This window comes from Diaphorobacter aerolatus (assembly GCF_014489535.1).
GTDB lineage: Bacteria > Pseudomonadota > Gammaproteobacteria > Burkholderiales > Burkholderiaceae_C > Diaphorobacter_A > Diaphorobacter_A aerolatus.
Genome location: NZ_CP060783.1, coordinates 315,738 through 341,905, shown reverse-complemented (window position 1 = coordinate 341,905; position 26,168 = coordinate 315,738). Strand labels below are relative to the sequence as shown.

Below are 26,168 nucleotides of genomic sequence, written 5' to 3'. Positions count from 1 at the left end.
GATGCACAATAGCCGCATGACGACCCCTCCCCTCACCTCTCATATCGCCGATCTGCGCAAGAGTTACGAGCGCGCGGAACTCAGCGAAGACGCGTCCCGCAGCGATCCGCTGCAGCAATTCGACCAGTGGCTCAACGAGGCCATCGCGGGCGCGGTGCCCGAGCCCAACGCCATGACGCTCGCAACCGTCGGCGGCGACATGCGCCCGAGCACGCGCATCGTGCTGATCAAGGGATACGACGAGCGCGGCATCGTCTGGTTCACCAACTACGACAGCCGCAAGGGGCGGCAGATTGCGGGCAATCCGTTCGCCGCGCTGCAGTTTCACTGGGTGGAGCTTGAGCGCGTGGTACGCATCGAAGGCCGCGTGGAAAAGGTCAGCGACGAGGAAAGCGATGCCTATTTCAAAAGCCGCCCGCTCGATTCACGCATCGGCGCCTGGGCCAGTCCGCAAAGCCAGGTGATCGCCGGGCGCAGCGTGCTCGTTGCCAATGCCGCCAGATACAGCGCGAAGTTCATGCTGAGCCCACCGCGGCCACCGCACTGGGGAGGATTTCGGCTGGTGCCTGATCGCTGGGAGTTCTGGCAAGGCCGCAAGAGCCGCCTGCATGATCGTCTCTCGTACCGGCTCGATGACGGCCAGTGGCTGCGCGAAAGACTGGCGCCCTGAGACTCCAAGGCTCGGGCCTCAAGCCTCGAAGTGATGGGCGATCCAGATCACGAGCGGCAAGCTGACCAACGCAAACGCCGTCGAGGCCGCAATGCTCGCCGAGACCTCCTGCTGCATCACGCCATAGCGCTGCGTGAAATAGAACACGTTGGCACCGACCGGCATTGCCGCGATCACGAACATCACCGCAAGCGGCAGGCCGGAGACTCCGAGCAGCGGCGCAATCGCAAGCACCAGCGCGGGCATCGCGACGTTCTTGACCAGCGTGATGACGGTGGCCATGCGCAGATTCGCGCCGATGCGCGTGTAGGCCAGCGAAATGCCGACCAGCAGCAAGGCCATCGGGCTGAGTGCATTGCCGATCATCTGCAATCCCTTGTCGATACCGTCGGGCAGCTTCAGGCCCGTCTGCGCGAAGATCAAGCCGATCAGGATCGGCAGCGGCACTGGGTGAATGATGCTCTTGCGCGCGGCCTGCAGCAGCGTGCGCCACAGCGGAACGGGAGCGCCCTCGCCGCGCTCCCGCGCCTCCCGTGTTTCGGCCAGCTCGAAGATCAGCGTGGCCGAGGTCAACAGGATCAGCGAGTGCAGCGACACCAGCGTGAACAGCACGATCAATGCGTCATTGCCGAATACGAACTGGACGATGGGCACGCCGATCATCACCGTGTTGCCGAACACGCAAGCCAGCGCCTGCGCTGCGGCGCGCTTGGACAGCCCGCGCAGCAGCAGCGTGCCGACAAACAGAATGGCCACCGCCGCGAAGTACAGAACGACCGGTTTGAAGTCGAGTTCCTGAATCCGCACGTTGCCCATGGTGCGAAACAGCAGCGCGGGAGTGAGCACCAGAAAGACCAGATTGCTCAGGTCCTTGATCGCCGCGTCGCGCACCCAGCCAATGCGTGCGACCACCCAGCCAAGGGCGATGCAAAACAGGACGGGAATCAGCGAGGCAAGCATGGACAAACAAGAGGCGCACCACGCTCCGACAGGCCGGATCGCGAGCGCCGCGGCAGTGGCGACGAAAACCGGTGATTCTAGGTCCGTTCACACACCGGCGCGCTTGCAATGGCTTTGCAGAATGCCCCGCTTCGCCCGTCAGAAGGCCACGCGCATCCCCACGGTGATGTTGCGCCCCATGAGCGGCGCGGCGTCCTTGATGAACGAGGTGGCCGAGTACGCAAGACGGTCCGTCAGATTGCGCGCCTTGACGTACACCTGCCATTCATGCGGCGTGCCACGACCCCCGTTGTAGGCCACGCCCAGATTCAGCATGCCGTAGCCCGGCGTACGCGTTTCAAACTCGGCGGTACGATTCTGGCGCGACACCTGCACCCATTCGATGTTGCCGTCCCACTCGCGCCAGCGGGTGTCGAGCCGCACACCGACTCGCGCCGGTGCGATGCGCGGCAGATGGCTGCCGTCATCCAGCTTGGCGCGCACCACGTCGCCGAAGACACTCAATCCCAGGGCCTGATTCAACTGCTGGCGCACCTTGGCTTCCACGCCCGTGAAGGTCGCGTTGCGCTGGCTGTATTCAAGCAACTGAAGGCCATCGACCGCGTCAAGCGTCTTGCCATAGATGTAGCCCTTGATGCGGTTGCGATAGGCGGTCACGTCGAACGTGGTCGGACCGCTGGTCTTCTTGAGCGTGAGATCGAAGTTGTTCGACGTCTCGCTGCGCAGATCCGCGTTGCCGACTTCGTAGGTTGCCGTCGCCATGTGCAGGCCGCGCGCATACAGTTCCTCCGCCGCCGGGGCGCGGCTGGCGCGGCTATACGTCAGGCCGGCCGAGTAACCCGGTTGAAAGCGCCAGACACTGCCCAGCGACAGCGACGTGCCGTTGTGGCTGCGCTCGATGCCGCTGTCCTCGGCTTCCGCCGTTTGCCGGTCGTGGCGCAGCGCGGCTTCAAAACGCCAGTTGTCGATGCGATATTCCTCCAGCAGAAACAGACCGGTTCGGCGCGTGATCGTCGGCTGCACGTAGGCCTCTTCTCCCACGGCGCTGAACTTGCGCTGCGAGGTCTGCAAACCCATCACGCCTCGCCATCCCGCGATGGGCTCGTGCTGCGCCTCCACGCGCAGGTCGTAGGCCTTGTTCTTGAACGTGGTGCCAATCGCCCCATCCTCGATCTCGTCGTGACGGTAGTCCGTGAGGCCGCCGCGCAGGCGGATCGCGCTGAAACCCGCAAAGGGATTGCGCAGTTCACCGCGCACGTCGAGTCGATTGCTGCGCATGTCGACCACCGGCACGTCGCCGGGTGCATGGGCTTCGTGCTCATGGTCGTGATCGTCCCCATGATCATGATCATCACCGTGGCCATGGTCGCCGTGACCGCCGCAATGCAGGTGATCGCCATGCGGGTGGCAACCTTCGATGTCGTGGTTGTGGCCGGGCAGACCGTACTTCGCGTTCTGCTGGGTGAGCGCAAGCCCCAGATAGCCGCGCGAGCCGACCCATGACAGGCCGACGCTCGCGCCACTCGTGCGGTTGAAGCTGCCCGGGACGCTCGAGCCGCCGCTCCAGCCGCTGCCGACGCCATAGTCACCGGCATTGCGGCCCGAGGCTTCCACGTGCGCAGCCAGATTGCCCGAGCCACCGGTCAGCGACACGGCACACGCCTTTTCCCTCGCGCCGCTGCCATAGCGCAATTCGGCGCTGCCTTCGTAGCCCTTTTGGGGAATCGCGGTGGGAATCTTGTTGTCCAGCACATTGACCGCGCCACCAATCGCGCCGGCACCATAAATCAGCGCCGATGGTCCACGCAGCACCTCGATCTGCGAGGCCAGCAAGGGCTCGGAGGCCACGGCATGGTCCGGGCTGACGGTCGATGCATCCTGAATCTCGGAGCCGTCCGAGAGCACCTTCACGCGCGGCCCGTCCATGCCGCGGATCACCGGGCGACTCGCGCCTGCGCCAAAGTGGCTGCCGGTGATGCCAGGTTCTCCCTCCAGCGTTTCGCCGAGCGTGGCCGCGCGAGTGCGCACCAGCGCGTCGCCTTCCAGCACCGTGACGGGCGTGGTCATCTCGGAAGCGCCAAGCGCCAGCCCGCTCGACGACACCGTGACCTCGGGCAGCGCCTGGGGTGCATCCTGCGCCATGGTGGCACCGTGCCCGGATGCAAAGATCAGAAAAATGGCGAGGGATAACGGACGCGGTCCGCTCACGGGCAGCGCATGCGCTCGCCGGATAGAGGAAGATTTTTTCATTGCTGTATACAAGCTATGCGGTCGCACCCGGCATCACAACGCAGGGCGCGCCAAAGGATTCAGACGGTGTTTCTGGAGCGCGGCCCACCGGCCAACGCCGACATCACACGGCGAGAAAAACGAATGAATGGACCTGGTTCAGCGAGCGCGCGACAACGGCGCGGCACCCCGTAAAAGAAAAGCCCGCATGGAAAACGGAGTTTGAATGAACTCAGGCCGACAGCAATACCGGAGGGCCGCGGGCGCGAAATGGCGCGGCATGCTGGCCCAGAGGCTCAGCGGATAGTTCGGCAAGCGGCGTCGCCTCGGGCAGCGGCTCGGCCAGCACCGGCACATGCGCCACCAGCGCGTGACCGAGCGCAATCTGGTCGAGCAGAACGCACTCCGCCTTGGTATGCGCGCCAAACAATTGCTGCATGGCGCCAAGCGTCTGATCGGCAATCGATGCCGATGCGTGCGGCGTCTCAAGGCCCTGCTCCAGCGCTGCCGGTGACGTCCCGCCCATGCTGGCGTGCGACGACGATCCCGCGCCATGCGCCACCTGATGCACCAGCCCGAGCGCAGGCGACAGCACGAGTGCCAGCATCAGCCAGCACATGCCGAGTCGTTGTCGCAGGGTCAGACGGGTTTGCATTGCGAAGGGGCGCAGCAGGTGCGCAAACAGAAAATCACATCAGGGGAGATGATGCGAAGGCCGCAAGCATAGCCGGTAAATCAGGCTCCAGGCTTCAGAAGTCCTGCAAAAGTCTTGCGAAACTTATCGACCTTGGGGCCCACGACGAACGCGCAGTAGCCCTGATTGGGGTGCTGAAGAAAATAGTCCTGATGGTAGTCCTCGGCAGGCCAGTAGCTCTTGAGCGGCTCGACCTCGGTGACCACCGGCACGCCGAACAGCTTGTCCTGCCCGATCTCGCGCAGCAGCTGATCGATCACCTGCTTCTGCTCGTCGCTCGTGTAGTAGATCGCACTGCGGTACTGCGTTCCCACGTCGTTGCCCTGCCGGTTGAGCGTGGTCGGATCGTGCGTTGCAAAAAAGATCTCCAGAATCTGGCGCAGGCTGATCACCGCCGGATCGAACGTCAGCTTGACCACCTCGGCGTGCCCTGTGTTGCCATCGCAGATCTGCTCGTAGGTCGGATGATCGACGTGCCCGTTCGCGTAGCCGCTCTGCACATCCGTCACGCCATTCACGCGATCGAACACGGCCTCGGTGCACCAGAAGCAGCCGCCGCCCAGATAGATCGTTGGTTCCTTGTCCATGATTGCCGCTCCTTTGTTTTGAACATATCCGTTTATGCGAATTATGTGACTCAACCGTTTGACGGCGGAAAATGAGGTTGTTATATTACTAACCAGTCAGTCATTAATTTTATTGCGCATCCATGCTTCCATCTTCCGACAGTTCATCCACCAAACGCGGCCGCCGCAAGGAGGCTCGTCCCGGTGAGTTGCTGGACGCGGCGCTCGATCTGTTCGTCGAAAAAGGCTTTGCGGCCACCAAGGTCGAGGAAGTCGCCGCGCGTGCCGGGGTCTCCAAGGGAACTCTGTTTCTGTATTTTCCGAGCAAGGAAGAACTGTTCAAGGCCGTCGTGCGCGAGAACATCTCGGGCCGCTTTGCCGAGTGGGAAGCGGAGCTGACCACCTTTTGCGGCAGTTGCAGCGAAATGGTGGAGTACGCCCTCAATGCCTGGTGGGAGCGCATCGGCTCGACCAAGGCCAACGGTCTGGGCCGCCTGATGATGTCCGAGGCCGGCAATTTTCCCGATCTCGCCCTCTTCTATCGCACGGAAGTGGTGCTACCCGCGCAGGGTCTGATCCGCAAGATTCTCACGCTGGGCATGGCTTCGGGCGAGTTCCGCAAGCTCGATCTCGATTACGCGATCTATCTCGTGGAGGCACCGCTGATGCAACTCGATCTGATGATGTCTTCCAAGTCCTTCTGCATCGCCAACCCGGAAGAATTCGACGCCCTGAAATACCTGCAAATGCACGCAGACAACTTATTGGTGGGCTTGCGCCCGCGAGCCGCCTAAAATCGGCGGTTTGTCTGATCCCTGAGCCCGCATTCGGAGTAACCCATGAACATGCCCTTGAACACGTCCGCCGACACCAGCAATCTTGTCGAACAGGCCCGCTTCAACATGATTGAGCAGCAGATTCGCCCGTGGCGCGTGTTGGCCGAGGACGTGCTCGATCTCATGACCCAGGTGCGTCGCGAGGAATTCGTGCCGATCGCCTACCGCTCCATGGCGTTCATGGACATCGAGATTCCGCTCAATGATTCCGTCGAAGAGGCCGAGCGCACCGGCCAGATGATGCTGCCCCCGCGCGTGGAAGCCCGCATGCTCCAGGATGCCGCCGTGAAAACCACCGACCGCGTGCTCGAAATCGGCGCTGGCTCGGGTTATATGGCCGCTTTGCTGGGCCGCAGCGCATCGCAGGTGCTGACGCTGGAAATCAATGCCGATCTGGTCGAATTCGCCAAGGAAAACCTGCGTTCGTCCGGCATTATCAACGTGGAAGTCCGCATGGGCGACGGCTCGCGCGATCTGAGCGCCGAAGGCCCGTTCGACATCGTCATGGTCAGCGGCTCGGTGGCCGAAGTGCCGCAAAACCTGCTGTCGCTGCTCACCGAGGGTGGTCGCCTTGTCGCCATCGTCGGGCAAGAGCCGATGATGCGCGCCACCGTCGTGACACGCAACGGCAACAGCTTCGAAGTTAAGCAACCGTGGGACATCGTTGCACCGCGCCTCGTGAATTTCACGGAACCTTCGCCGTTCAGGTTCTGAGCCGTTTTTCATCCTTCCAGGAAATACGCATGATTGCCCACATTCGCCCCGCACAGCTCGCCGAGTGGATTGCCGCCGCGCCCGAAGGTGCCCGCCCACTGGTGCTGGACGTGCGCGAAGCGTGGGAGCTGCAGACCGCGAGTGTCGCGCCCGCAGACTTTGAACTGGTCACGATCCCGATGGGCGAGATTCCCGCCCGCATTGCCGAACTCGACCCGACACGCCCGATGGCGTGCCTGTGTCACCACGGCATGCGCAGTTTGCGCGTCGCAGACTTTCTTGAACGTCAGGGGTTCGAACATGTCGCCAACATCACTGGCGGAATCGATGCGTGGTCACAGGAAGTGGCGCCATCGGTACCCCGCTACTGAGTCACCACGCGCAGGTTCGAAAAGCCGTCAGATCACTTCAACCATCCTCCTGCATCGGCGCCCTGCACGCGCCGCGCAGGTGGTTCAGTCATGCCGATTTGCAGGAAGGACACCACATGCCCTACTCCGTTTCATTGCGCAAATTTCCGCTCGCTGTGACGGTCGCGTCGCTGCTTGGCGCGGTTGCAATTCACCCGGCCCGGGCGCAAAGCCTGCTTGAATTGGTGGAGCAGGCGCGCGGCTACGATGCCCGTGGCAGTCCTCGCGGGCGCAGTACGACGCCACCGTGAGCCGCAGTGAACAGGCCCGCGCCGGGTTGCTGCCCACCGTGGGAGCGCAGGCGGCGGTCAGCACGGCCCACACCCAATATCGCGTCAAGACGCCGACGCCTCTGGCGCAGAATTTCGATCTGCATGGCCCGTCGCAGCAAGCGGCCATCGTGGCGAGCCAGCCGCTGTATCGTCCGGCCAATCGCATCACGTTCCAGCAAGGCAAGCGCAGCGTGGAGATCGCGATGGCGCAGATGGATGCGGCCGAGCAGGACCTGCTGATCCGTGTGAGCCAGGCCTATTTCGACGTGCTTGCGGCGCAGGACACCCTCACCGTCGTGCAGGCCCAGAAGAAGGCGATTTCCGAGCAACTGGCGTCGGCCAAGAGCAACTTCGAACTCGGCAACGCGACGATCACCGATTCACGCGAAGCTCAGGCACGCCACGATCTTGCCAGCGCGCAGGAGATTGCGGCGACCAATGATCTACAGGTCAAGCGGCTCGCACTCGATCAGATCGTCGGGCGTGCCGGCATTGCGCCGCTGCCGCTCGCGCAGCCGGTGCGACTGCCCGAAGTGCAGCCAGCCGATCTGAACCAATGGGTGGACACCGCAGAATCCACGCAGCCGGTCGTGCGGCAGGCGATGATCGCGCTCGACATTGCGCGGCTCGAAACCAAAAAAGCCGAAACCGGTCATCTGCCGACCGTCGATCTGCAGGCCAGCTACGGCATTCAGCGCAATCCCAATGGCATGACGTCCCAGCCGTTCGTGCATTCGCGCGCCACCAGCGCAAGCGTCGGCGTGGCGCTCAACGTGCCGCTGTTCGCGGGATTTGCCGTGCAAAACCGCGTCAAGGAAACGCTGTCTCTCGAAGAGAAGGCCCAGGCTGATCTCGACAACGCGCGGCGCAGCGTGGCGCAGGCCTCGCGCGCGGCCTATCTGGGTGTGCAGTCCGGCATGGGACAGGTGAAGGCGCTCGAGGCCGCAGTCGAATCGAGCCAGAGCGCGCTGGACGCCAACCTGCTCGGCTATCAGGTAGGTGTGCGCATCAACATCGACATTCTCAACGCGCAAAGCCAGCTCTACCAGACCAAGCGTGATCTGGCGAAGGCGCGCTATGACGTGCTGATGGGTGAACTCAAGCTGCGCCAGGCGGCCGGCATCCTGGGCGAAGAGGACGTCGCCAAGGTCGATGCACTGCTCGCCAAATGAGGCCAGGGCCTGTTCATAAAACGCGACCCCCTGGGTTGTGCGAACAGGCCCTATCGATACACCAGACGCAAAAAATGCCGGGCTTGATCCCGACATTTTTTGTGCGCAACCGCGCTCGCGTGGTTTACACGCGTTCAGTGACCCACGCCTGAACCGACGCCAGTGCAGCCGCCACGCCCGATGCGTCCGTGCCACCCGCCATCGCCATGTCGGGCTTGCCGCCGCCCTTGCCGCCCACTTGCTGAGCGACGAAGTTCACGAGTTCACCGGCCTTGACCCTGGCGGTTTCGGCCTTGGTCACGCCGGCGGCGAGTTGTACCTTGTCACCATCGACCGCCGCCAGAACGATTGCGGCCGCGCCGAGCTTGTCCTTGAGCTTGTCCATGGTCTCGCGCAGGGTCTTGGCGTCCGCGCCTTCGAGCCTCGCGGCAAGCACCTTGATGCCCTTGACATCCACCGCCTGGCCGACCAATTCGTCGCCCTGATTGGAGGCCAGCTTGCCCTTGAGCGCCGCGACTTCCTTTTCAAGCGCCCTGATCTGCTCGAGCGCCGAGCCGATGCGGTGATTCAGCTCAGCCGCCGGTGTCTTGAGCGTCGCAGCCGCTTCGTCCACGGTGGATTCGAGCGATTGCAGATAGGCCAGCGCGTTCTCGCCGGTCACTGCCTCCACACGGCGCACGCCAGCGGCCACGCCGGATTCGCCGACCACCTTGAAGAGGCCGATGTCACCGGTGCGATGAACGTGTGTGCCACCGCAGAGTTCGCGACTGGAGCCGATATCGAGCACGCGAACGGTGTCGCCATATTTCTCGCCGAACAGCATCATCGCGCCGGTCTTCTGGGCGCTCTCGATGTCCATCACGCGGGCCTGCGTGTCGGTGTTGGCGAGGATCTCGGCATTCACCCGTTTCTCGATCTCGCGAATCTGCGCGGGCGTGACCGGTGCGTTCTGCGCAAAATCGAAACGCGTGCGATCGGCGTTGACCAGCGAACCCTTTTGCTGGACGTGGCCGCCCAGCACTTCGCGCAGCGCCTTGTGCATGATGTGCGTGACCGAGTGGTTGCGCATCGTCGCAGCGCGCAATTGCGTGTCCACCTCGGCCTGCACCGCATCGCCCACCTTGAGCGCGCCCGATTCAAGCGTGCCGTGATGGCCGAACACCTCGGCCTTGACCTTCAGGGTGTCTTCCACCTTGAACACCGTCGTGCCCGCCGTGATCTTGCCCTGGTCACCCACCTGACCGCCGGACTCCGCATAGAACGGCGTGGTGTCGAGCACCACGACACCGCTCTCGCCGACCTTGAGTTCGTTCACGCTCTCACCTTCGCGATACAGCGCGAGCACCTTGGCCGATTCGGCCAGCTTTTCGTAGCCGGTGAAGGTGTTGACATCGCCCGCGTATTCGAGCGCGCGGTCCATCTTGAACTTACCGGCCGCGCGGGCCGTGGTCTTCTGGTGTTCCATCGCGGCGTTGAAGCCCGCCTCATCGACGGTCAGGCCGCGCTCGCGTGCCACGTCGTTCGAGAGATCGAGCGGGAAGCCATAGGTGTCGTGCAGCTTGAAGGCCACGTCGCCGGGCAGCACCTTGACGCCACCGGACAGCGCGCCATCGAGAATTTCCATGCCGTTCGCAAGCGTCTCGAAGAAGCGCTCTTCCTCGGCCTTGAGCACGCTGGTGATGTGCGCTTCCTGCTCCTGGAGCTTGGGGTAGGCATCGCCCATCTGCAACACGAGGTCGTGCACCAGCTTGTGAAAGAACGGCGTCTTCTGGCCGAGCTTGTAGCCGTGACGAATGGCGCGGCGGATGATGCGGCGCTGCACGTAGCCACGGCCTTCATTCGACGGAATCACGCCGTCGGCGACGAGGAACGAAGTCGCGCGGATGTGATCGGCGATCACCTTGAGCGACGGCGTGTTCAGGTCTTGGATGTGCGTCTCGCGCGCCGCAGCCTTGATGAGCGCCTGGAACAGGTCGATCTCGTAATTGCTGTGCACATGCTGAAGAATCGCTGCCAGGCGCTCCAGGCCCATGCCGGTATCGACGCATGGCGCGGGCAGACGCACGACCGAGCCGTCTTCCTTCATGTCGAACTGCATGAACACGTGGTTCCAGATTTCGATGAAGCGGTCACCATCTTCGTCCGGGCTCCCCGGAGGGCCGCCTGCGATGTGCGCGCCGTGGTCGTAGAAGATTTCCGAGCACGGGCCGCACGGGCCGGTGTCGGCCATCATCCAGAAGTTGTCGCTCTTGTAGCGCCCGCCCTTGTTGTCGCCGATGCGGATCACGCGCTCGGGCGGCAGGCCGATGACCTTGGTCCAGATGTCGTAGGCCTCGTCGTCCTCTTCATAGACGGTGGCGAGCAGCTTTTCGGCGGGCAGACCGAACACCTTGGTCAACAGTTCCCAACCCCACTGGATGGATTCCTGCTTGAAATAATCGCCAAACGACCAGTTGCCAAGCATCTCGAAAAACGTGTGGTGGCGCGCGGTGTAGCCCACGTTTTCCAGATCGTTGTGCTTGCCGCCGGCGCGCAGGCAAGCCTGCACCGACGTGGCGCGCGTGTAGGGGCGCTTGTCCTCGCCCAGGAACACGTCCTTGAACTGCACCATGCCCGAGTTGGTGAACATCAGCGTCGGATCGTTGCCCGGCACGAGCGAGCTGGACGCCACCACGGTGTGACCCTTGGATGCGAAAAAGTCCAGGAACGTCTTGCGAATATCTGCAACGGAAAAAGTGGGTGTGCTCATGGTGGTGTCTTGGGTTCTGAGTGCCGGTTGACCGCCTCAGTAGTGAACCTGGCATTATAGGTTTTTGCGCATACCGTCACGGATCCCCTGCATAAACCAGATCGACGCCCGACACGATTTTCGGCCTGAATGATTTTGCATATCAGAGTGCGCATCTCGTTTGGAGAAATTTCAAACCCCAAACGCATTGAAGATTCCTTTCTGCCAGTATCCTTTGCGATCAACGCGGCAGCCTCGCCGCCAACGACACATCGATCGCCAAAAACCCCAGGAGACACCGCCATGGACACCAAGACATCACCGCTTTCCGGACTCAAGGACCCGACCCTGCTCAAGACCGACGCCTATATCGGCGGCAAGTGGGTAGGAGGAAAGACGCGATTTGCGGTGACGGATCCGGCCACTGGCGCTCATCTTGCCGACGTAGCCGACCTCGGCGCAAAGGACACCGAAACAGCCATTGCCGCCGCCAATCAGGCCTGGCCACAGTGGCGCACCCAGACCGCCAAGGAGCGCAGCATCGTCCTGCGCAAGTGGTACGACCTGCTCATGGCCCATCAGGACGACCTTGGCCGCATCATGACCGCCGAGCAAGGCAAGCCGCTGGCCGAGGCCAAGGGCGAAGTGGCCTACGCGGCGAGCTTTGTGGAATGGTTTGCGGAAGAAGCCAAGCGCGTGAATGGCGAAGTGCTTCCGCAGTTCGACAACAACCGCCGCCTGCTCGTCATGAAGGCTCCGGTCGGCGTGTGCGCAGCGATCACGCCGTGGAACTTTCCACTGGCCATGATCACCCGCAAGGTCGCGCCCGCGCTCGCCGCAGGCTGCACCGTCGTGATCAAACCTGCTGAACTCACGCCGCTCACGGCACTCGCCGCCGTGGAACTGGCGATCCGCGCGGGCATCCCCGCAGGCGTCATCAATATCATCACGGCCGATGCGGAAAACTCCGTCGCGGTTGGCAAGGTGTTGTGCGCGAGCGATGTTGTGCGCCACCTCTCATTCACCGGCTCCACCGAAGTCGGCCGCATCCTGATGGCGCAAAGCGCACCCACGGTCAAGAAGCTCTCGCTCGAACTCGGCGGCAATGCGCCGTTTCTCGTGTTCGACGACGCCGACATCGATTCCGCCGTCGAAGGCGCATTTGCGAGCAAATACCGCAACGCCGGACAGACCTGCGTGTGTACCAACCGCTTCTACGTGCAGGAAGGCGTGTATGACGAGTTCGTCACCAAATTTGCGGCCAAGGTACAGGCGACCAAGGTCGGCAATGGTTTCGACGCCGACGTCACCCAGGGCCCGCTGATCGAAGACGCGGCCATCGCCAAGGTGCAGCGTCATCTGGACGACGCCGTCTCCAAGGGCGGTCGCGTGGTCACCGGCGGACACCAGCTCAAGCAGCTCGGCTCGGGACAATTCTTCGAACCCACCGTGCTCGCCGACGCCTCGGCCGACATGCTCGTCGCCAAACAGGAAACCTTCGGCCCGCTCGCGCCAGTGTTCAAGTTCAAGACCGAACAGGAAGCCATCGCAGCCGCCAACGACACGGAATTCGGTCTCGCCAGCTATTTCTACACCCGAGACGTAGGCCGCATCTTCCGCGTCGGCGAAGCGCTCGAATACGGCATGGTCGGCATCAACGTCGGCATTCTCGCGACCGAACACGTCCCATTCGGCGGCGTCAAACAATCAGGCATCGGCCGCGAGGGATCGCACTTCGGCATCGACGACTATGTGGAAATCAAATACATGTGCATCGGCGACGTGATGAAGTGATCCATCGCGGATCACCACAAAAGCCAAAGCCGCTTGCGCATGCGCAGCGGCTTTTTGCCAAGGCTTCTCTGATCTCATCAGCGACGGACTGCGCTAGAATCGCAGGCTCCTCCGAACTGCGGGCGTCGTTCAATGGCAGGACTCTTGCTTCCCAAGCAAATAACGTGGGTTCGATTCCCATCGCCCGCTCCAACAAATATCAACTACGACAAGCACTTACACACGCTTGATCGACAGTCGGGGATAAGTCAGGGATAACTGGCTTCATACCCCCGCAACTTCCCTCACGTCTCACGACCTGCAACCGTTCAAATATTAGTGACGGTGTGGGATAGTCTTGCCTGAAAGAACACACTCATGCCAGTCACCCCCCTTCACTTCGGACTGCTTGCGCCCATCAACAAAGCCAAGCCAATGACGGTCAGCAATCTGACCTTCGTGCTCATTAGTCGTCCCTGAAATATTCATTTCAAGCGACTCTACCCCCGCCCAAGGGTTGCCAGCGCTCGCAGCCCATGACTCGCAGCCAGCCCGAACTGGCTCGCTCAAGTCCGGCGAGGGTTGTTCTCTCAACGCGACGCAGCCCTTCTGACGCCAGCGTGCATACGGCGTGCAGCCACAAAAAAATCGCCCACAAAAAGGCAATCCCCTTCCTCGCGATCATGCGCAGCAGCCACCTGAGGTTGTAGCCCGCCGCACACAACACCGCATGCACGCTGTCGCCCTGCTCGCCCTTGAGAGGGCAGCGGTTCATGCGGTGATCAGCCTTGAGGTGCCCGATGATCGGCTCGATGGCCTGGCGGCGCTTGAGTTGTTGCCGCTCCTGTGCGCTGAGCCGTTTGCTCTTTCCCCGGTGCACGATGCGCACATCCGGGTTGTCCGCATCCACACCCCGGTAGCCCAGATCGACAACGGCTCTCGTGGGCCGGGCCTGACAGTCCTGCATCAGGATGCGGCACTGCTCCAGTTGTTCGCTCAGCGTGTGTCCGTCATACGGATTGCCCGCAAACGCCCGGGCGCCCACGATCAGGTTGCCCCTGAGCGTGCTGGCGATGCCCACCTTCACGCCAAACTCGTAGGGCTGTCTGGCCTTGCCCTTGCTGATGCAGCTGACCTCCGGGGCATGCCATGCGTAGAGCTTGGGATGCCCCTCAACGGGTTTGCGCTGGCGGCTTTGGGTGGCGATGCGTGCGGCTTTGTCCAGGGTCTCTTGCAATGCCTGGCGCACCGCGTGACCAAGGGCGCTGGCCTTGCGCCCGATCTCGCGCACCAGCCTGCCCACGATGGTGCGCTGGCGCTTGATGGCCCGGCGCATGCGCTTGAACTGGCGGGCATGGGCGTAGCGTCCGGCCTTGCGGCTGAGTTCCTTGCCTTCCTTGGCAAAGGTCTGCTTGAGCTCGATGCCATTGTCCCTGGCGGCCTGCACCAGCCTGGCGCGTGCCGTCTCCAGCAGGCGGCTGTCGATGGGGTGGGCAATCGCCTTGGATTGCACGGTGCTGTCCACGATCACCTGGCTGAGTTGCTGAGGGAGACCAGCTTGAGCTGCACGGCCACCCGAATCGTCTGCGCCAGCAATTCCTCCACGCCTTCTTCGCCCAGCAGTCGGCGGAATTTGACCAGGGTGGTGGCGTCGCAGGGCGGGCGATCCTCGTAGTAGGCGCAGCCCGAGAAGAACTGCCAGCGCGGCGTGTCCGCCCAGCGGGCCACCACTGCCTCATCCGATTCATTGAACGCGTGCTTGAGGTACAGCAGCGAGATCATGATGCGCAGCGGCACGCGCGGTCGCCCCGCATGGCTCGCGCGAGCAGCACGCTGCACCTGCTCGCCGAAGAGATCCAGATCGGGCAGAGCCGCACCTGTGCGCGCCTTGCGAGAAAAGACCTGGGCGACCTGCGCCTCGATCTCCTGCCAGGGCATGCGCGAGGCCAGCACAGCCAGCGGATGGCGCACATCGATCATGTGATCAATGCGCGAGCGGAAGAAATCATCGGTGGCGGGGCAGGCAAACATCACGGCAAAACTCCCAGAAAACTGGTGCTATTGGATAACAAACTGGGAGTTTTGGGGATCGAGAGTTGCCCCGAGAGGCTGTGTGCTTGCGGGTTCCTGAGGTTATTCAGGTGCGACTCATTAACGTCTGGATCGACAACGCTGCGATTTTTGAGGTGATCACGGGCATTCACATCGGGCCGTGGCATGACCCGGTGCTCCATTCATTTCTTGGATCAACGGTAGCAGCCGGTCTCCTGAGTCTTCCATTCCTGTTCAGCAAAAACAGGTTGGCATACGTCTACGGGGCATTCCTTGGGACATGGAGTCACATGCTGCTGGACATGCTGTATCACCGGGATTGGAAGCAATGCGAGCACGCTGACGATCTTCAAGAGCAGCGTTGGTAGTGGATTTTTGAGCACCCCAGTTCATATCGAACTGCCGCTGATTCTCGGCTAGCGTCTTCTTGGCAAGGCCATATTGCTGCATCCCCATAAAGAGATTGCCGAGGCCTTGGGCCAAACCAAGTGTCATACCTGCACCACCGTCTTTAGACCAGAAGGACGGATTCTGCCCAGCGACAGTTGTGTTCGGGCATATGGCAAATCAGGCTTAAAACCCGCAGTAGGCCCAATCCCCGTCCCAGATGTCTGGTACAACTGCGTAGCTTGCGGCTGCTGCCCGTAAAAAAATAGGGCATGCCATAACTTCCCATGCCCAAATAGTCGTCACCCATATGAATACCTCCTTTAAACACAAAGGGGCATTCACCAATACCCCACTAAAAGGTATTACAAAATACCTGAGTACCTATTTTATTGCAATAGGTGCTTTGGGCTCTTGGAATTGAATAGTCAGGCTGATTATTATTATTATTGCGTTGGGCCTTTATTCTGACCGCTTCTGAGTTCTTATGCTGGCTATATGCTGCTGCCTTCGCAGCCAACTCAGAACATTTCCATTCAGGAACACCAGGCGAACTCTTGCTAATAGAGTCGATGTGGGTTTGCAATCGAATAGGATCGTATGTATAGGTACTGAGCTGTTCATTGACCGCACTTCTAGCAAGCGAACCTTGCTCCGCAGTAATTTTTAGCGATGTCTCGCATCGAGGAATTGCCACATAACTACTAGCTATGCCGGCATAGCCCGCCGGATCTAGTTCTGGCTTAGCCACCGGGGAAGAAGCGCAACCAACTAGCCCACAAGATATAAGTAATACAAAATATTTCATCAAAGACTCACTACAAAACCTATCTACCATCATCCACAATCCTCCCACAGGAATATGAAATGCCGTCACCTATATAAACATCACCCCCACCCATATCACTTGCATAGTCACTGAAGGAATATGAAGCTTCATCATCCTCATATGAGGTTCCCGCACGGTTCGACAGCTCAAGGCGTCTCATACTTTCCGAAGCTTTTTTTATTAATTGAGGGGTTCGCTTATCGTTCACACCTACAGGCTTAAAAAATCTTTCTAGGTTTTCATCATTATTAACTATGGCTTTGGCAAACCTAATTGCACCTTCGTACAAATTGAATTTTGTGTGTGGTAACCAATGCTCAACAACTCGCCCTTCTAATGGATGTTCCTGCTGCTGTTCAAATGGTTTGATCTGCGCAAAATTCCTTTTTGGCAAAACTTGAAAATGAATCCCATTTGTACGAACCAATATATTTGCAGTCAACGTCATATTTGTATACGTCAAAGCATGCCTAAAAATATGTGTGGTACGCATAGGAATCCAACACATTTTCTTTAAGTTATACGCCAAAGAGTCGCCTGACAATAGGCTGCTGATTTTTATTGAACTGGGTAGTTCCCAGCAACCGTTATTAGACTTAACAGCCTCCGAAACCTTGCAATATATACGCGATAGACACCACCAGTTAAGGAACTTCAACTGCCCGATGACTCCGCGTTTTATGGTTCCGGTAGTGCTTTGAATTAATACAGAATCTCCCACCACAAGATCACTTCGCAGACAAGCTGTTGGATATTCTCTTCCGCCTGGCTCATAGGAAACGAATGCCACTATATAACTTTTGAACCCTTGTTCCCTCCTGAAAACAAATTCATGGCAAGCACCCTATTCAAACGCGGTAACAAAAGATGTCAGTATGCCATTGGGCTATGCATCCCGGACGCATCCTGACTGGCTTGATCAGGAGAAGCTCAGGGTATCCCCTACCGAGTCATTCAGCTTGGGCAACGTCAGAGCTGTCTCGACATAGGACGAGATGGCCTAGAAGCCAAGAGCACCAACGTTCCCGAGTGAACCGTCCTCATGTAGAAGTCAGACGGTGACTCTCCGAAGATTGTCACAGGGCTCATGTGTATTCTGTTCAAGAAGATCGTAGGCCCTGTCCAACTTCTTTTGCGATTTATCAACCATCAGCTTGAAGTCTGCGTAGGCATCCATGAGATCACCAAGCAGCTCGGCCACTCCGTTGAAATTTTCCTTCGTACCTACTTCAAGTGGATCGATGGACAACGGGATGACTTGGAGATGCGACGTCTCGAACAATCCCTGAACTCTCGGGGATAAAGCTGGGATAAATTGGAGCAACAGGAAGGCATTCAAAGGAACTCTTCAGAGGGGAACATGCCTCTGAGTGCCTCTACACTCCTCTACGGATTGGGTTCGATTCCCATCGCCCGCTCCAGCTCTATTTGCCATCATCTCAGGCATTTGTCCCCAGCGGCTTTTGCCGCATGGCGAGGCCCGCGCCGAGCAATAGGCATGCCGCTGAAACCATCAGTCCGCCTTCGAGGCCTCTGGATGTGTCGGCGATCCAGCCGACCAAGATGGGGCCGGCGATCTGGCCCAACGCAAACACCGTGGTGAAGGCGCTGATGCCTGCGGTCCACGCGGCTTGCGGGAGGTTGTGTCGCACCAGGGTCGTGGTGGCTGCAACGACCGACAAAAACGCCGCGCCAAATACGATTCCAGAGGCAAACACCATCGGTACCGAAGAAGTGAGCGCGGGCAGAGCCGTCACCACGGCGAGCAACAAGTTCAGGATGGCCAGCGATTCGCCGCCCTTGAAATAATTCAGCATGCGCGCCCAGATACGCGAGCTGGCCAGCACGGCGACTCCGAGCAGCACATAAAAGATGGTGACGCGTGCAGGCGACATGCCCTGCTGTTTGAGCAGGGCGACGACAAAGGTCATGTAGCCGATATACCCCGCGCCAAACATGAAGTAACTGCCCAGGCCGAAGCCAAAATCGCGCAGCACAAACTGGCCGCGATCAGTTGACGAACGGGCGGAATCACCGATCAGCCGCGCGGGCCAGGCCATCACGGCCGCCGCCAACAGACACGCCAACCCCAAACCCAGCCAAGGCCATTGCCACGCGTGTGCGATACCGTTGCCATGAGCAGCGCCGAGAGCAGCGGGCACCAGCAGTGCCGACAGCGCAATCCCGAAGCCGGTGCCGCTGTAAAAAAGCCCGATCAGAAAGCCGACGTTGTGCGGGTGCAGGGACGCCAGGCGCGCCACCAGAACCCCGCCTGCCACAAAACCGAGCGCGCTTGCAGCACCTGCCAGCACACGCAGCAGCATCAAAGTCGCCGTGTCCGTAGTGGCTCCCGACGCCAGCATGAACAAACCCGCCAGCACGGTTCCTGCCATCAATAGGACCCACGCACCGCAGCGCCGCATCAGCCACGGCGTGCCGATCGCTCCCAGAAAATAACCCAGAGCATTCGCGGTGTTCATGCTGCCCGCCGTCAGGTACGACCAGCCCAGATCGTCGCGCATGGGCAGCAACAGGAGTCCGTAAGAAAAGCGCGATATGCCCAAGGCTACGGCAGCGCCAAGCGACAGCGCGAGCGCAATCGCCCATGGACGGCGAAACGATGGCGAGATGGGCAGGGACGGAACATCTGCCGGGAGCGGATCTGGCTTGACTTCGGCTGTCATGGCGGGCTTTCTTTGCGTTCATTTTTTTCTCCCTCCATGCTATCGTTTTGTCCAGAACAATGAAGAACGCTCCAAATTAGGGCCTGTTCACGCAGACAATTATTCCTACCGCCCTCCACCCGCCACGCGCGGGCTCAGCGTTGCGCCCAGCCAGCCGATCAGCATCACCGTCGCGGTGAAGAAGAATAGGCGCGAGTACATCGGCCCGCCCAAGATGCCGTGGCGCTCCGAGTGTTCGGCGATCCAGCCAAATGCGCTGTTGCTCACCGCCACACCGAGAAACACCATGCTGTTGAGCACGCCCAGCCACAAACCGAGACGGCGCTGCGGAACCACCGAGCGGGCCTGCGACATCACCAGCGGGTGGATCGATCCCACGCAGAACAGCACGCACACCAGCGCGACGCCGAGCCATGGACTGCGCGCGGGCCATTGGGCGAGGATCAGCGCCGAAACCACACCGACCGCAAACGCGCAGCGCACCAGGGTCCTGGTGTCCATGAATCGCAATACACGCGGAATCGACAGCGCCCAGCCGATGGCGAGCACACTTGCCGCGGTCATCGCATATCCGCGCTGCACCACGTCGAATTGGAAGATGTCGGCAAAATACGGCCCGCCCCAGGACATGCGAAACGTGCCACCCGCAATCAGCGCAAAGCTCGCGAGCACCAGCCCGCTGAATGCGACCCAGGATGTCATGGCACTGCGCTGGCCGGCCACTGCGCCATCGATCCCGGGGTTTCGCGGCGTGCCAGCGTCCTCACGCAAGGTGAGCGCCACGCCCACCGCAGCAAGCACCATCAGCAATCCGACGATGGCGAGCGACCAGCGCCAGCCCATCAGTTCCACACCCAACGCCAGCGGCAGGCCGGCCGCAATCGCGCCGACATAACCCAGTGCGCTTGCGCGCGTGATGGTTCGCACCTGCTCTGCCCCATTGCCGGATTTGAGAACAAAGTTCAAAAGACCCATGTACAGCGGCGCGCAGCCTATGCCCACACACACATGCGCAATGATCGCGACCGGGACGCTGCGCGTGAGCGGCAGCAACAGCGCGCCAACGCTGCCCACGCACAGACAGAACAGCACGGGCCTGCGCACTCCAAAGCGGTCGAACGCAAGCCCGATCGGCAATTGGGCAATCGCGAACGTGAAATACAAGGCACCCGCAAACAGACCGAACATTTGCGGCGACAGCCGGAAATCGTCAATCAGTTGCGTCGCGATCACCGCCACATAGCTGCGATAGAACTGGCTCAGAACGTAGGCTCCCGTCAGCACGAGCAGCGCCAGTTTTCTTGACGGCGAATGCGGTGCGCGCATCAGTCAATCAAGCAGCGCATCGGGCAAAAGAGCGGTCAACCACGCAGCGCCTTCAGCGATTGCCGCTGCTGGCCGTCCTGCGCAAAATTCTCTGGCGAAAGCCACGCCTCAAATCCCGCCTTCACCTTCGGCCATTCCGAATCGATGATCGAAAACCAGGCCGTGTCGCGGCTGCGCCCCTTGTAGATCACGGCCTGCCGGAAGACGCCTTCAAAGGCAAAGCCAAGGCGATCGGCCGTGGTGCGTGACGGTGCATTCAGCGCATCGCACTTCCATTCATAGCGGCGGTAACCCAGCTCGTCGAACGCATAGGCCATCAGCAGATACTGCGCCTCGGTCGAGATCGGCGTCTGCTGAAGCAGCGGCGAAAACATCACGTTGCCCACTTCGATCACGCCGTTGGCCGGATCGATGCGCATGAGCGAGAGCGTGCCGACCGCCTTGCCGGTTTTCAGATCCACCACCGCGTAGTGGCGCGGATCGGTGCTCTTCGCAATATTTTCCGTATAGGCGCGGTAGTCGGCCTCGCTCGCAAACGGCCCCGCCGCCATATAAGTCCAGCCGCGCGGCGCGCTGCTGTAGGCGGCGTACAGGTCGGCCGCATGCCTTGCGGGATCGATGGGCTCCAACTCGCAAAACCGCCCCTTGAGCGTGACGCCCGATGGCTGAGGGCGTGGCGTCCAGCCGGGCATGGCGTGACCGACGGGTTGACCGTGTTCGTTGGTGTGAGCGGACATGCTGAGCCCTTTTAGTTGGGAGATGGATGGAGTGATCAACACCGCGCCAATCCGAATCTGTCGTTGGCGTGCAGATGGCGTCAGGCACATTTGATGGTGCCACGATATCCGAGACTCCAAGCGCTCGTCCAACGAAATGGACGCGGGATTCCATCACGCGGCAGGTATGCCTCGGGCACGGTCAAGCGAAATCATCCAACGCACGCAAGCGGCGTGTGCTCTCAAACCGACGCTGCCGGCCTGTCACGGGATCGGTGAATTCCAGCCTGCGCGCCAGCAGTTGCAGCGGATTCGACCAGTCGCCCTCCTGCGGATCGTTCACCACCGGATAGAAGCCGTCGCCCATCAGCGGCAGGCCCAGCGCCGCCATGTGCACGCGCAACTGATGGCGCTTGCCCGTCACCGGTTTGAGCAGATAGCGCGCAAAGCCACCCTGCTCTTCGATGATTTCCATCTGCGTGCGGCTGTTGGGATCGCCCGGCACCTCCTGCATGCGAAAGAACTGCTCAGGGCACTCCTGCATGCGGCTCAGGTGCTCGCGCGGGAAGGTCAGATCGGCGCGGTGGCGCGCCACGGCTTCGTACTCCTTGTCCACCGCGCGATCACGAAACAAGGCCTGGTACGCGCCGCGTGACGAACGTTGCACGGAAAACAGAACGAGGCCCGCCGTGTCCCGGTCGATGCGATGCACGGGCGATAGCTCCTGCAGACCGGTCTCGCGCTTGAGTCGCACCAGCAGTGTTTGCTGGAGAAACCGGCCCGTGGGCACCACGGGCAGAAAGTGCGGCTTGTCGGCGACGAGCAGGTGTTCGTCCTGAAAGAGGATTTCGGCGTGAAACGGAATCTCGGTTTCGCGCTCGAGTTCACGGTAGTAATAAAAGCGCACGCCGGGCGCGAAAGCCCGCTCGGGCGATGCGGGCTCGCCGAACTCATCGACGACTTCGCCGCGCCGCATGCGCCGCAACCACTCGTCGCGCGACACCGCAGGCAGACGCTGCGCGAAAAAATCCAGCAGATTGCCCTCTCCCACCGACGGCAACACCACGCAACTGGGGTTGATTCCATCGCGCATGGGCAGCACGCGCGGATCGTGGGAATTGTGCATGGGCGACGATTGTAGAGCCGCCAAGGAGCAGCTTCGCCGAACGAGGCGGCCCGACGTCAGTGAGCCAGCCGCGAACGGTGCGCGCGCCCTTCAGGTCTCGGTCAATGGCCGCGCCTTGGGCTTGGCCTTGCTCTTGGGCTTGCCTTTCGCGGCGCTGCCCGGCAATTCGGCCTCCGGCGGCTGGGGTGCGTCCTCCAGGGGTGCCGGATCTATCGTCAGCGCGTCGTCCGCCAGCAGCAACAGGTCTTCGGTCAGACCGAGAAACGGTGACGCGGGAGGCGATCCCTCGGGCCTGCGATTGGCCGACGCGATTTCCGCGAGCGCGTGCATTGCCGCGCGGCGGCTGTTCCAGCGCTTGTTGGGAACATCGACGACATTGCCGTCCACGGCCACTGCCGTGAAGAAAAAATGCTTCCCGTCACGCGCCATGCAGAGGGTCGCGGTATACGTAGCATCGTCGAGGACGCCGTGTACTTTTTCACTGGTGATGGGAATCATGATCTCTACCATTATCCAAGATTAATAGACATTATTAATCATCCTAATCTGTCACAGTTACGTAAAAATAGCTTTCGAGCTGAAATGTTTGTGCGGTTGGTGCGGAATCCAACACTCGCTCGCGGTGCCCTGGATGCACCAAAAGACGCTTGCATGACAAGCTCTGCACCCGTTTTGAGAGCGAGGTATTGATTTGCGACAAGAATTCCCTCGGTTACGCATTGGATAAAAGAGGAGCGCCCACCGCATAGCATGTGTGTCATGCGGCCCGTTTGGACCCGCAGTCATGCAACTCCGGCGCTTGTAGTCCACGCAAGCACCGCTGACCCAGGCACTGGCGGTTCGGCATCAAGACGAGACAAGACAGACAGACAGGCAAGAGACAAGTTCACGACGATCCCGAGAATCCATCGAGACACCTACTGAATCGGCAATGACAACGACATCATCATCATCATCTTCCAGGCCATCGACCGCAGATCATCGCCCGCTTCTCGCACGCCTCGCCGCGACACAACGCGGCTTCAGCGCGTTGCGGTGGCTGTTGGGCTTTCTGGCCGTGGTGGCCTTGTTGCTGATCACCGCCGTGGTAGTCATCACGAACTGGGACTGGAACAGCGCGCGCCCCTGGCTTGCGCAGAAGGTCAGCGAATCGACGGGGCGCGAGTTTCGCATCGATGGCGACCTGTCCGCCGACTGGCATTGGCCGCAACCGCTGGAAAGCGGCTGGAGGCACTGGATTCCGGGTGTCACCGTGGAGGCTCAGAACATCAGCATCGGCAATCCTCCCGAATTCACGGTCGAAGAAGAACCCACCAAAGGCTCGGACGGCATTCCCGCCCTCCCCGCGAAAACGCAACTGGACAAGCTGCGAACCACCCTGAAGCCCAAAACGCCGAGCGAAGAAACCAAGCAGGAGGCCAAACGCAAGGCGTCCGAAGCCCAGTCACCCGCGTCGTCTGCCAAGGCGCAGAACGCCGAGCCCTCTGCCGATGCTGACGACAGCGCCCCCGACTTCAGCGCCGAAATGAGCGGCACGTCGCAACGCAGCAAAAGCGCGGACGCAGCGGACGCCAAACGCCTCCTCGCCCGTGACCGCGCGCATGTCGATGTCGAGTCCTGGCCGCGCAGCCCGCAGACCATGGCAACGGTGGCACGCGCGACCGCGACGCTGCGGCTGCTGCCTCTGCTGAGCCGAACGATTGCGCTCGACACCATCGTGTTGACCGGGCCCGATGTAGCGCTCGCCAGAAACAAAAAGGAAATCAACAACTGGACCTTCGCGCCGCGCAAGGACACCACGGATTCGCCATGGAACCTGAGCATCGGACAACTGATGGTGCGCGGCGGCTGGCTGGGCTATGCCGATGGCGTGAAGGATCTCTCGGTGCGCGCGCGCATCGACACCGTGAACGCCGACGACAACGATCAGGATGCCGATGACGGCGCGCAATACGGCGTGCACATGATGCTGTTCGGGCGCTACGGCAAGGCCCGCGTCGAAGGTGAAGGACTCGCCGGCTCGATACTCTCGCTGCGCCGAACCACGCTCGACTATCCGGTTCATTTCAAGCTGAGCGCCGGTTCGCTACAGGCCGAGGCCGAAGGATCACTGACCAATCCGCGCGAGCTTGCGGGCCTCGACCTGCAAGTAGCGCTGCGCGGCGCCAGCATGGCCGACCTGTATGAACTGACCGGCGTGGTACTGCCGAGCACGCCGGCCTTCAAGACACGCGGCCGCCTGCTGGGCGATCTGAGCCCCGGCAAGGCGGTGTGGGAGTATCGCGACTTTGACGGCGTGGTCGGCGCGAGCGACCTGCATGGCAGCCTGACCTACACCTCGGCAGCGCCCCGCCCGCGCCTAGAGGGCCGCATGCTCTCGAAGAAACTCAGGCTCGTCGATCTCGGCCCGCTGATCGGCGGCGCACCCGCACAGGAGGCCGCGGTCAAACGCAAGGGCCGGGTTTTGCCAGAAACCCCCTTCAATACTGGCCGCTGGAGCGCAATGGACATGGACATCGCATTCACCGGCGAGCGCATCATCCGCCCGAGCGCCCTACCCATCGAAAACCTGAGTACCCGCGCGGTCCTCAAGAACGAACAACTCACGCTGTCACCCCTGCGCTTCGGCGTAGCGCGCGGCAAGATCAATACCGACCTGACACTCGACAGCCGCGCCAAGCCGATGAAGGTCAGCGCCCACGGCAACGTGGAAGGCCTGGAACTTGGCGCGCTGTTCCCCAAGATCGAACTCATGAAAAAAAGCTTTGGTCGCATGGACGGCGGCTTCTCGCTCGTCACGCGCGGCAACTCGGTCGCCGCGATGCTCGGAGGCAGCACCGGCGAAATCAAGCTCTACGTTCGCGACGGCACGCTCAGCAAGGAAATGCTCGATTTGGCGGCTCTCAACCTCGGCAGCGTGATCGTCACCAAACTGTTCGGCGAAAACAAGGAAGTCCAACTGCGCTGCGCCGTCGCCGACCTCGCCGTTCGCGACGGCATCGCCACCACCCGCATCGCCAAGCTCAACACCGAAGAGGCGATAGTCGAGGCGACCGGCACCATCGATCTCAAGAACGAAGTGCTCGACCTGCGCATCAAGCCGGAATCCCTGAAATGGAAATTCTTCTCGCTGCGCACGCCCCTCTACGTCAAGGGCACCTTCGCCGATCCCCAGGCAGGCCTGGAAAAAGGCCCCTCATCCTGCGCGCCGGCGCAGCCGTCATCGCCGCCGTGGCCGCGCCCGTAGCGCTGGCGCTGGTGCCCGTCACCGTGCCTGCGGCGCAGGATGATGCCAATTGCAAGGCGTTGCTGGCGCAGGTTCAGTGATTGTGGGTTTCTGAGACGCGAGCGCGTTTCCAATGTCTACGGTTTCAGATCGAGCGATCAAAGAAAGCGCATTCTTGTATTTGATTTGGAGTCTTAGCTGGAGCGCATCACCACGCTGCGCAAGCCTCGCCAGCGTATGGTGATCGAAGTGATTGAGGCGATATTGGCGCAGCCCAGTTCGCAGCGAACAAACAACGTGGGCACCAACGATAAAGCCACCTGAACTCCCAGCCGTCGCGGCTGACGAAAGGTTACAGATGGCTTTTTATATTCAATAAGATCCTATTTTCGTTATCTAAAAAACTTCCCAGGAATCTTTAAATCCTCTATTTCTAGCTCCAACATTTCAAATGAGGACTGAATGAAAGAATCGAGATCTTCTTTGTTGTCCGATGCGACGCTTAATTGCAAAGAAGATATTCGTTGAATGACTTCGTTAATTCTGCGCAGCTTACCAGGATTTGTGACGCCACCAGAGCCAATTTCATAGGTATCCCGAGCAGCCATTGAAAGATTGTGAATTATTCTCCCAAGTTCTAGCATTTGCTCGAAGACATTCAAGACTATGAATGCATGAGCTTTGTTTTCAAATTCAGTCATCATATATCACTCTTGGAAATTTAATTGATGTCATAGCCACGCTGTAGGTGCCAATTGCGATATCATTTCCAAAACCGATGTGAGTAAAAAAGCTCCA

20 protein-coding genes, 1 tRNA gene and 2 pseudogenes are annotated in these 26,168 nt (G+C 60.6%); 8 read left to right on the top strand and 15 right to left on the bottom strand.

Annotation, left to right across the window (positions count from 1 at the left end; genetic code table 11):
- Window position 1: 1 nt before the first annotated feature.
- Complete coding sequence (pdxH, locus tag H9K75_RS01640) at window positions 2–670, top strand: pyridoxamine 5'-phosphate oxidase (protein WP_187724521.1); 669 nt, start codon at window positions 2–4, stop codon at window positions 668–670.
- Between the two features lie 18 nt (window positions 671–688).
- Here pdxH and H9K75_RS01635 read toward each other — a convergent pair whose 3' ends face one another.
- The 4 genes from H9K75_RS01635 to msrA all read right to left on the bottom strand — a co-directional run bounded on the left by H9K75_RS01635 (window position 689) and on the right by msrA (window position 5,140).
- On the bottom strand, window positions 689–1,630 hold the full coding sequence (locus H9K75_RS01635) for an AEC family transporter (protein WP_187724520.1): 942 nt from the start codon (window positions 1,628–1,630) through the stop codon (window positions 689–691).
- Window positions 1,631–1,768: 138 nt separating this feature from the next.
- Window positions 1,769–3,772: a TonB-dependent receptor domain-containing protein gene (locus H9K75_RS01630; protein WP_226858454.1), complete on the bottom strand. Its 2,004-nt coding sequence runs from the start codon at window positions 3,770–3,772 to the stop codon at window positions 1,769–1,771.
- Between the two features lie 319 nt (window positions 3,773–4,091).
- The gene (locus tag H9K75_RS01625; RefSeq protein ID WP_187724518.1) at window positions 4,092–4,514 is read right to left on the bottom strand and encodes a hypothetical protein; all 423 of its coding nucleotides are present in this window, start codon (window positions 4,512–4,514) and stop codon (window positions 4,092–4,094) included.
- Between the two features lie 80 nt (window positions 4,515–4,594).
- A complete protein-coding gene (msrA, locus tag H9K75_RS01620; protein WP_187724517.1) occupies window positions 4,595–5,140 on the bottom strand; it encodes a peptide-methionine (S)-S-oxide reductase MsrA in 546 nt (181 codons plus the stop codon).
- Between the two features lie 122 nt (window positions 5,141–5,262).
- On the opposite strand from msrA, the gene H9K75_RS01615 reads away from it, so the two are divergent.
- From H9K75_RS01615 to H9K75_RS01600, 4 genes and pseudogenes are all read left to right on the top strand, one after another.
- Window positions 5,263–5,913 carry a TetR/AcrR family transcriptional regulator gene (locus H9K75_RS01615; RefSeq protein WP_187724516.1) on the top strand — a complete coding sequence of 217 codons (651 nt, stop codon included), beginning with the start codon at window positions 5,263–5,265 and terminating at the stop codon, window positions 5,911–5,913.
- A gap of 45 nt (window positions 5,914–5,958) precedes the next feature.
- Complete coding sequence (locus tag H9K75_RS01610; RefSeq protein ID WP_187724515.1) at window positions 5,959–6,669, top strand: protein-L-isoaspartate O-methyltransferase family protein; 711 nt, start codon at window positions 5,959–5,961, stop codon at window positions 6,667–6,669.
- Between the two features lie 29 nt (window positions 6,670–6,698).
- The gene (locus tag H9K75_RS01605; RefSeq protein ID WP_187724514.1) at window positions 6,699–7,040 is read left to right on the top strand and encodes a rhodanese-like domain-containing protein; all 342 of its coding nucleotides are present in this window, start codon (window positions 6,699–6,701) and stop codon (window positions 7,038–7,040) included.
- 116 nt (window positions 7,041–7,156) lie between these two features.
- Window positions 7,157–8,523 (top strand): annotated as a pseudogene (locus H9K75_RS01600) (TolC family outer membrane protein).
- A gap of 124 nt (window positions 8,524–8,647) precedes the next feature.
- On the opposite strand, the gene alaS reads toward H9K75_RS01600, so the two are convergent.
- Window positions 8,648–11,272 carry an alanine--tRNA ligase gene (gene alaS, locus H9K75_RS01595; RefSeq protein WP_187724513.1) on the bottom strand — a complete coding sequence of 875 codons (2,625 nt, stop codon included), beginning with the start codon at window positions 11,270–11,272 and terminating at the stop codon, window positions 8,648–8,650.
- Window positions 11,273–11,554: 282 nt separating this feature from the next.
- Between alaS and H9K75_RS01590 the strand changes: the two genes are divergently transcribed.
- On the top strand, window positions 11,555–13,045 hold the full coding sequence (locus H9K75_RS01590) for an NAD-dependent succinate-semialdehyde dehydrogenase (RefSeq protein ID WP_187724512.1): 1,491 nt from the start codon (window positions 11,555–11,557) through the stop codon (window positions 13,043–13,045).
- Between the two features lie 118 nt (window positions 13,046–13,163).
- Window positions 13,164–13,237: transfer RNA gene (locus H9K75_RS01585), tRNA-Gly, on the top strand.
- Between the two features lie 277 nt (window positions 13,238–13,514).
- On the opposite strand, the pseudogene H9K75_RS01580 reads toward H9K75_RS01585, so the two are convergent.
- The 9 genes and pseudogenes from H9K75_RS01580 to H9K75_RS01540 form a co-directional block, all read right to left on the bottom strand.
- Window positions 13,515–15,055 (bottom strand): annotated as a pseudogene (locus H9K75_RS01580) (IS5 family transposase).
- A gap of 763 nt (window positions 15,056–15,818) precedes the next feature.
- On the bottom strand, window positions 15,819–16,271 hold the full coding sequence (locus H9K75_RS01575) for a hypothetical protein (RefSeq protein ID WP_187724511.1): 453 nt from the start codon (window positions 16,269–16,271) through the stop codon (window positions 15,819–15,821).
- A 19-nt stretch (window positions 16,272–16,290) separates the two neighbouring features.
- A complete protein-coding gene (locus tag H9K75_RS01570; RefSeq protein ID WP_187724510.1) occupies window positions 16,291–17,082 on the bottom strand; it encodes a hypothetical protein in 792 nt (263 codons plus the stop codon).
- A 261-nt stretch (window positions 17,083–17,343) separates the two neighbouring features.
- Window positions 17,344–17,631: a hypothetical protein gene (locus tag H9K75_RS01565; RefSeq protein WP_226858453.1), complete on the bottom strand. Its 288-nt coding sequence runs from the start codon at window positions 17,629–17,631 to the stop codon at window positions 17,344–17,346.
- Between the two features lie 100 nt (window positions 17,632–17,731).
- Window positions 17,732–18,976, bottom strand: coding sequence for a YbfB/YjiJ family MFS transporter (locus tag H9K75_RS01560; RefSeq protein WP_187724508.1), 1,245 nt, complete (start codon window positions 18,974–18,976; stop codon window positions 17,732–17,734).
- A 105-nt stretch (window positions 18,977–19,081) separates the two neighbouring features.
- A complete protein-coding gene (locus tag H9K75_RS01555; protein ID WP_187724507.1) occupies window positions 19,082–20,302 on the bottom strand; it encodes an MFS transporter in 1,221 nt (406 codons plus the stop codon).
- A 35-nt stretch (window positions 20,303–20,337) separates the two neighbouring features.
- Complete coding sequence (locus H9K75_RS01550; protein ID WP_187724506.1) at window positions 20,338–21,039, bottom strand: GNAT family N-acetyltransferase; 702 nt, start codon at window positions 21,037–21,039, stop codon at window positions 20,338–20,340.
- A gap of 181 nt (window positions 21,040–21,220) precedes the next feature.
- Window positions 21,221–22,144: a pseudouridine synthase gene (locus tag H9K75_RS01545; protein WP_187724505.1), complete on the bottom strand. Its 924-nt coding sequence runs from the start codon at window positions 22,142–22,144 to the stop codon at window positions 21,221–21,223.
- A 90-nt stretch (window positions 22,145–22,234) separates the two neighbouring features.
- Complete coding sequence (locus H9K75_RS01540) at window positions 22,235–22,642, bottom strand: hypothetical protein (protein ID WP_187724504.1); 408 nt, start codon at window positions 22,640–22,642, stop codon at window positions 22,235–22,237.
- Window positions 22,643–23,075: 433 nt separating this feature from the next.
- Between H9K75_RS01540 and H9K75_RS01535 the strand changes: the two genes are divergently transcribed.
- Window positions 23,076–25,391 (top strand): AsmA family protein, encoded by a 2,316-nt coding sequence (locus tag H9K75_RS01535; protein WP_226858452.1) that lies wholly within the window; start codon window positions 23,076–23,078, stop codon window positions 25,389–25,391.
- Between the two features lie 371 nt (window positions 25,392–25,762).
- Here the strand turns inward: H9K75_RS01535 and H9K75_RS01530 are convergent, their stop codons facing one another.
- The gene (locus tag H9K75_RS01530; RefSeq protein WP_187724503.1) at window positions 25,763–26,071 is read right to left on the bottom strand and encodes a hypothetical protein; all 309 of its coding nucleotides are present in this window, start codon (window positions 26,069–26,071) and stop codon (window positions 25,763–25,765) included.
- Window positions 26,072–26,168 lie beyond the last annotated feature (97 nt).

Bases quoted from the DNA above. Each gene is read 5' to 3' on its own strand.
- pdxH (WP_187724521.1), top strand. From the start codon at position 2: ATGCACAATAGCCGCATGACGACCCCTCCCCTCACCTCTCATATCGCC.
- H9K75_RS01635 (WP_187724520.1), bottom strand. From the start codon at position 1,630: ATGCTTGCCTCGCTGATTCCCGTCCTGTTTTGCATCGCCCTTGGCTGG.
- H9K75_RS01630 (WP_226858454.1), bottom strand. From the start codon at position 3,772: ATGGCGCAGGATGCACCCCAGGCGCTGCCCGAGGTCACGGTGTCGTCG.
- H9K75_RS01625 (WP_187724518.1), bottom strand. From the start codon at position 4,514: ATGCAAACCCGTCTGACCCTGCGACAACGACTCGGCATGTGCTGGCTG.
- msrA (WP_187724517.1), bottom strand. From the start codon at position 5,140: ATGGACAAGGAACCAACGATCTATCTGGGCGGCGGCTGCTTCTGGTGC.
- H9K75_RS01615 (WP_187724516.1), top strand. From the start codon at position 5,263: ATGCTTCCATCTTCCGACAGTTCATCCACCAAACGCGGCCGCCGCAAG.
- H9K75_RS01610 (WP_187724515.1), top strand. From the start codon at position 5,959: ATGAACATGCCCTTGAACACGTCCGCCGACACCAGCAATCTTGTCGAA.
- H9K75_RS01605 (WP_187724514.1), top strand. From the start codon at position 6,699: ATGATTGCCCACATTCGCCCCGCACAGCTCGCCGAGTGGATTGCCGCC.
- alaS (WP_187724513.1), bottom strand. From the start codon at position 11,272: ATGAGCACACCCACTTTTTCCGTTGCAGATATTCGCAAGACGTTCCTG.
- H9K75_RS01590 (WP_187724512.1), top strand. From the start codon at position 11,555: ATGGACACCAAGACATCACCGCTTTCCGGACTCAAGGACCCGACCCTG.
- H9K75_RS01575 (WP_187724511.1), bottom strand. From the start codon at position 16,271: ATGAAATATTTTGTATTACTTATATCTTGTGGGCTAGTTGGTTGCGCT.
- H9K75_RS01560 (WP_187724508.1), bottom strand. From the start codon at position 18,976: ATGACAGCCGAAGTCAAGCCAGATCCGCTCCCGGCAGATGTTCCGTCC.
- H9K75_RS01555 (WP_187724507.1), bottom strand. From the start codon at position 20,302: ATGCGCGCACCGCATTCGCCGTCAAGAAAACTGGCGCTGCTCGTGCTG.
- H9K75_RS01550 (WP_187724506.1), bottom strand. From the start codon at position 21,039: ATGTCCGCTCACACCAACGAACACGGTCAACCCGTCGGTCACGCCATG.
- H9K75_RS01545 (WP_187724505.1), bottom strand. From the start codon at position 22,144: ATGCACAATTCCCACGATCCGCGCGTGCTGCCCATGCGCGATGGAATC.
- H9K75_RS01540 (WP_187724504.1), bottom strand. From the start codon at position 22,642: ATGATTCCCATCACCAGTGAAAAAGTACACGGCGTCCTCGACGATGCT.
- H9K75_RS01535 (WP_226858452.1), top strand. From the start codon at position 23,076: ATGACAACGACATCATCATCATCATCTTCCAGGCCATCGACCGCAGAT.
- H9K75_RS01530 (WP_187724503.1), bottom strand. From the start codon at position 26,071: ATGACTGAATTTGAAAACAAAGCTCATGCATTCATAGTCTTGAATGTC.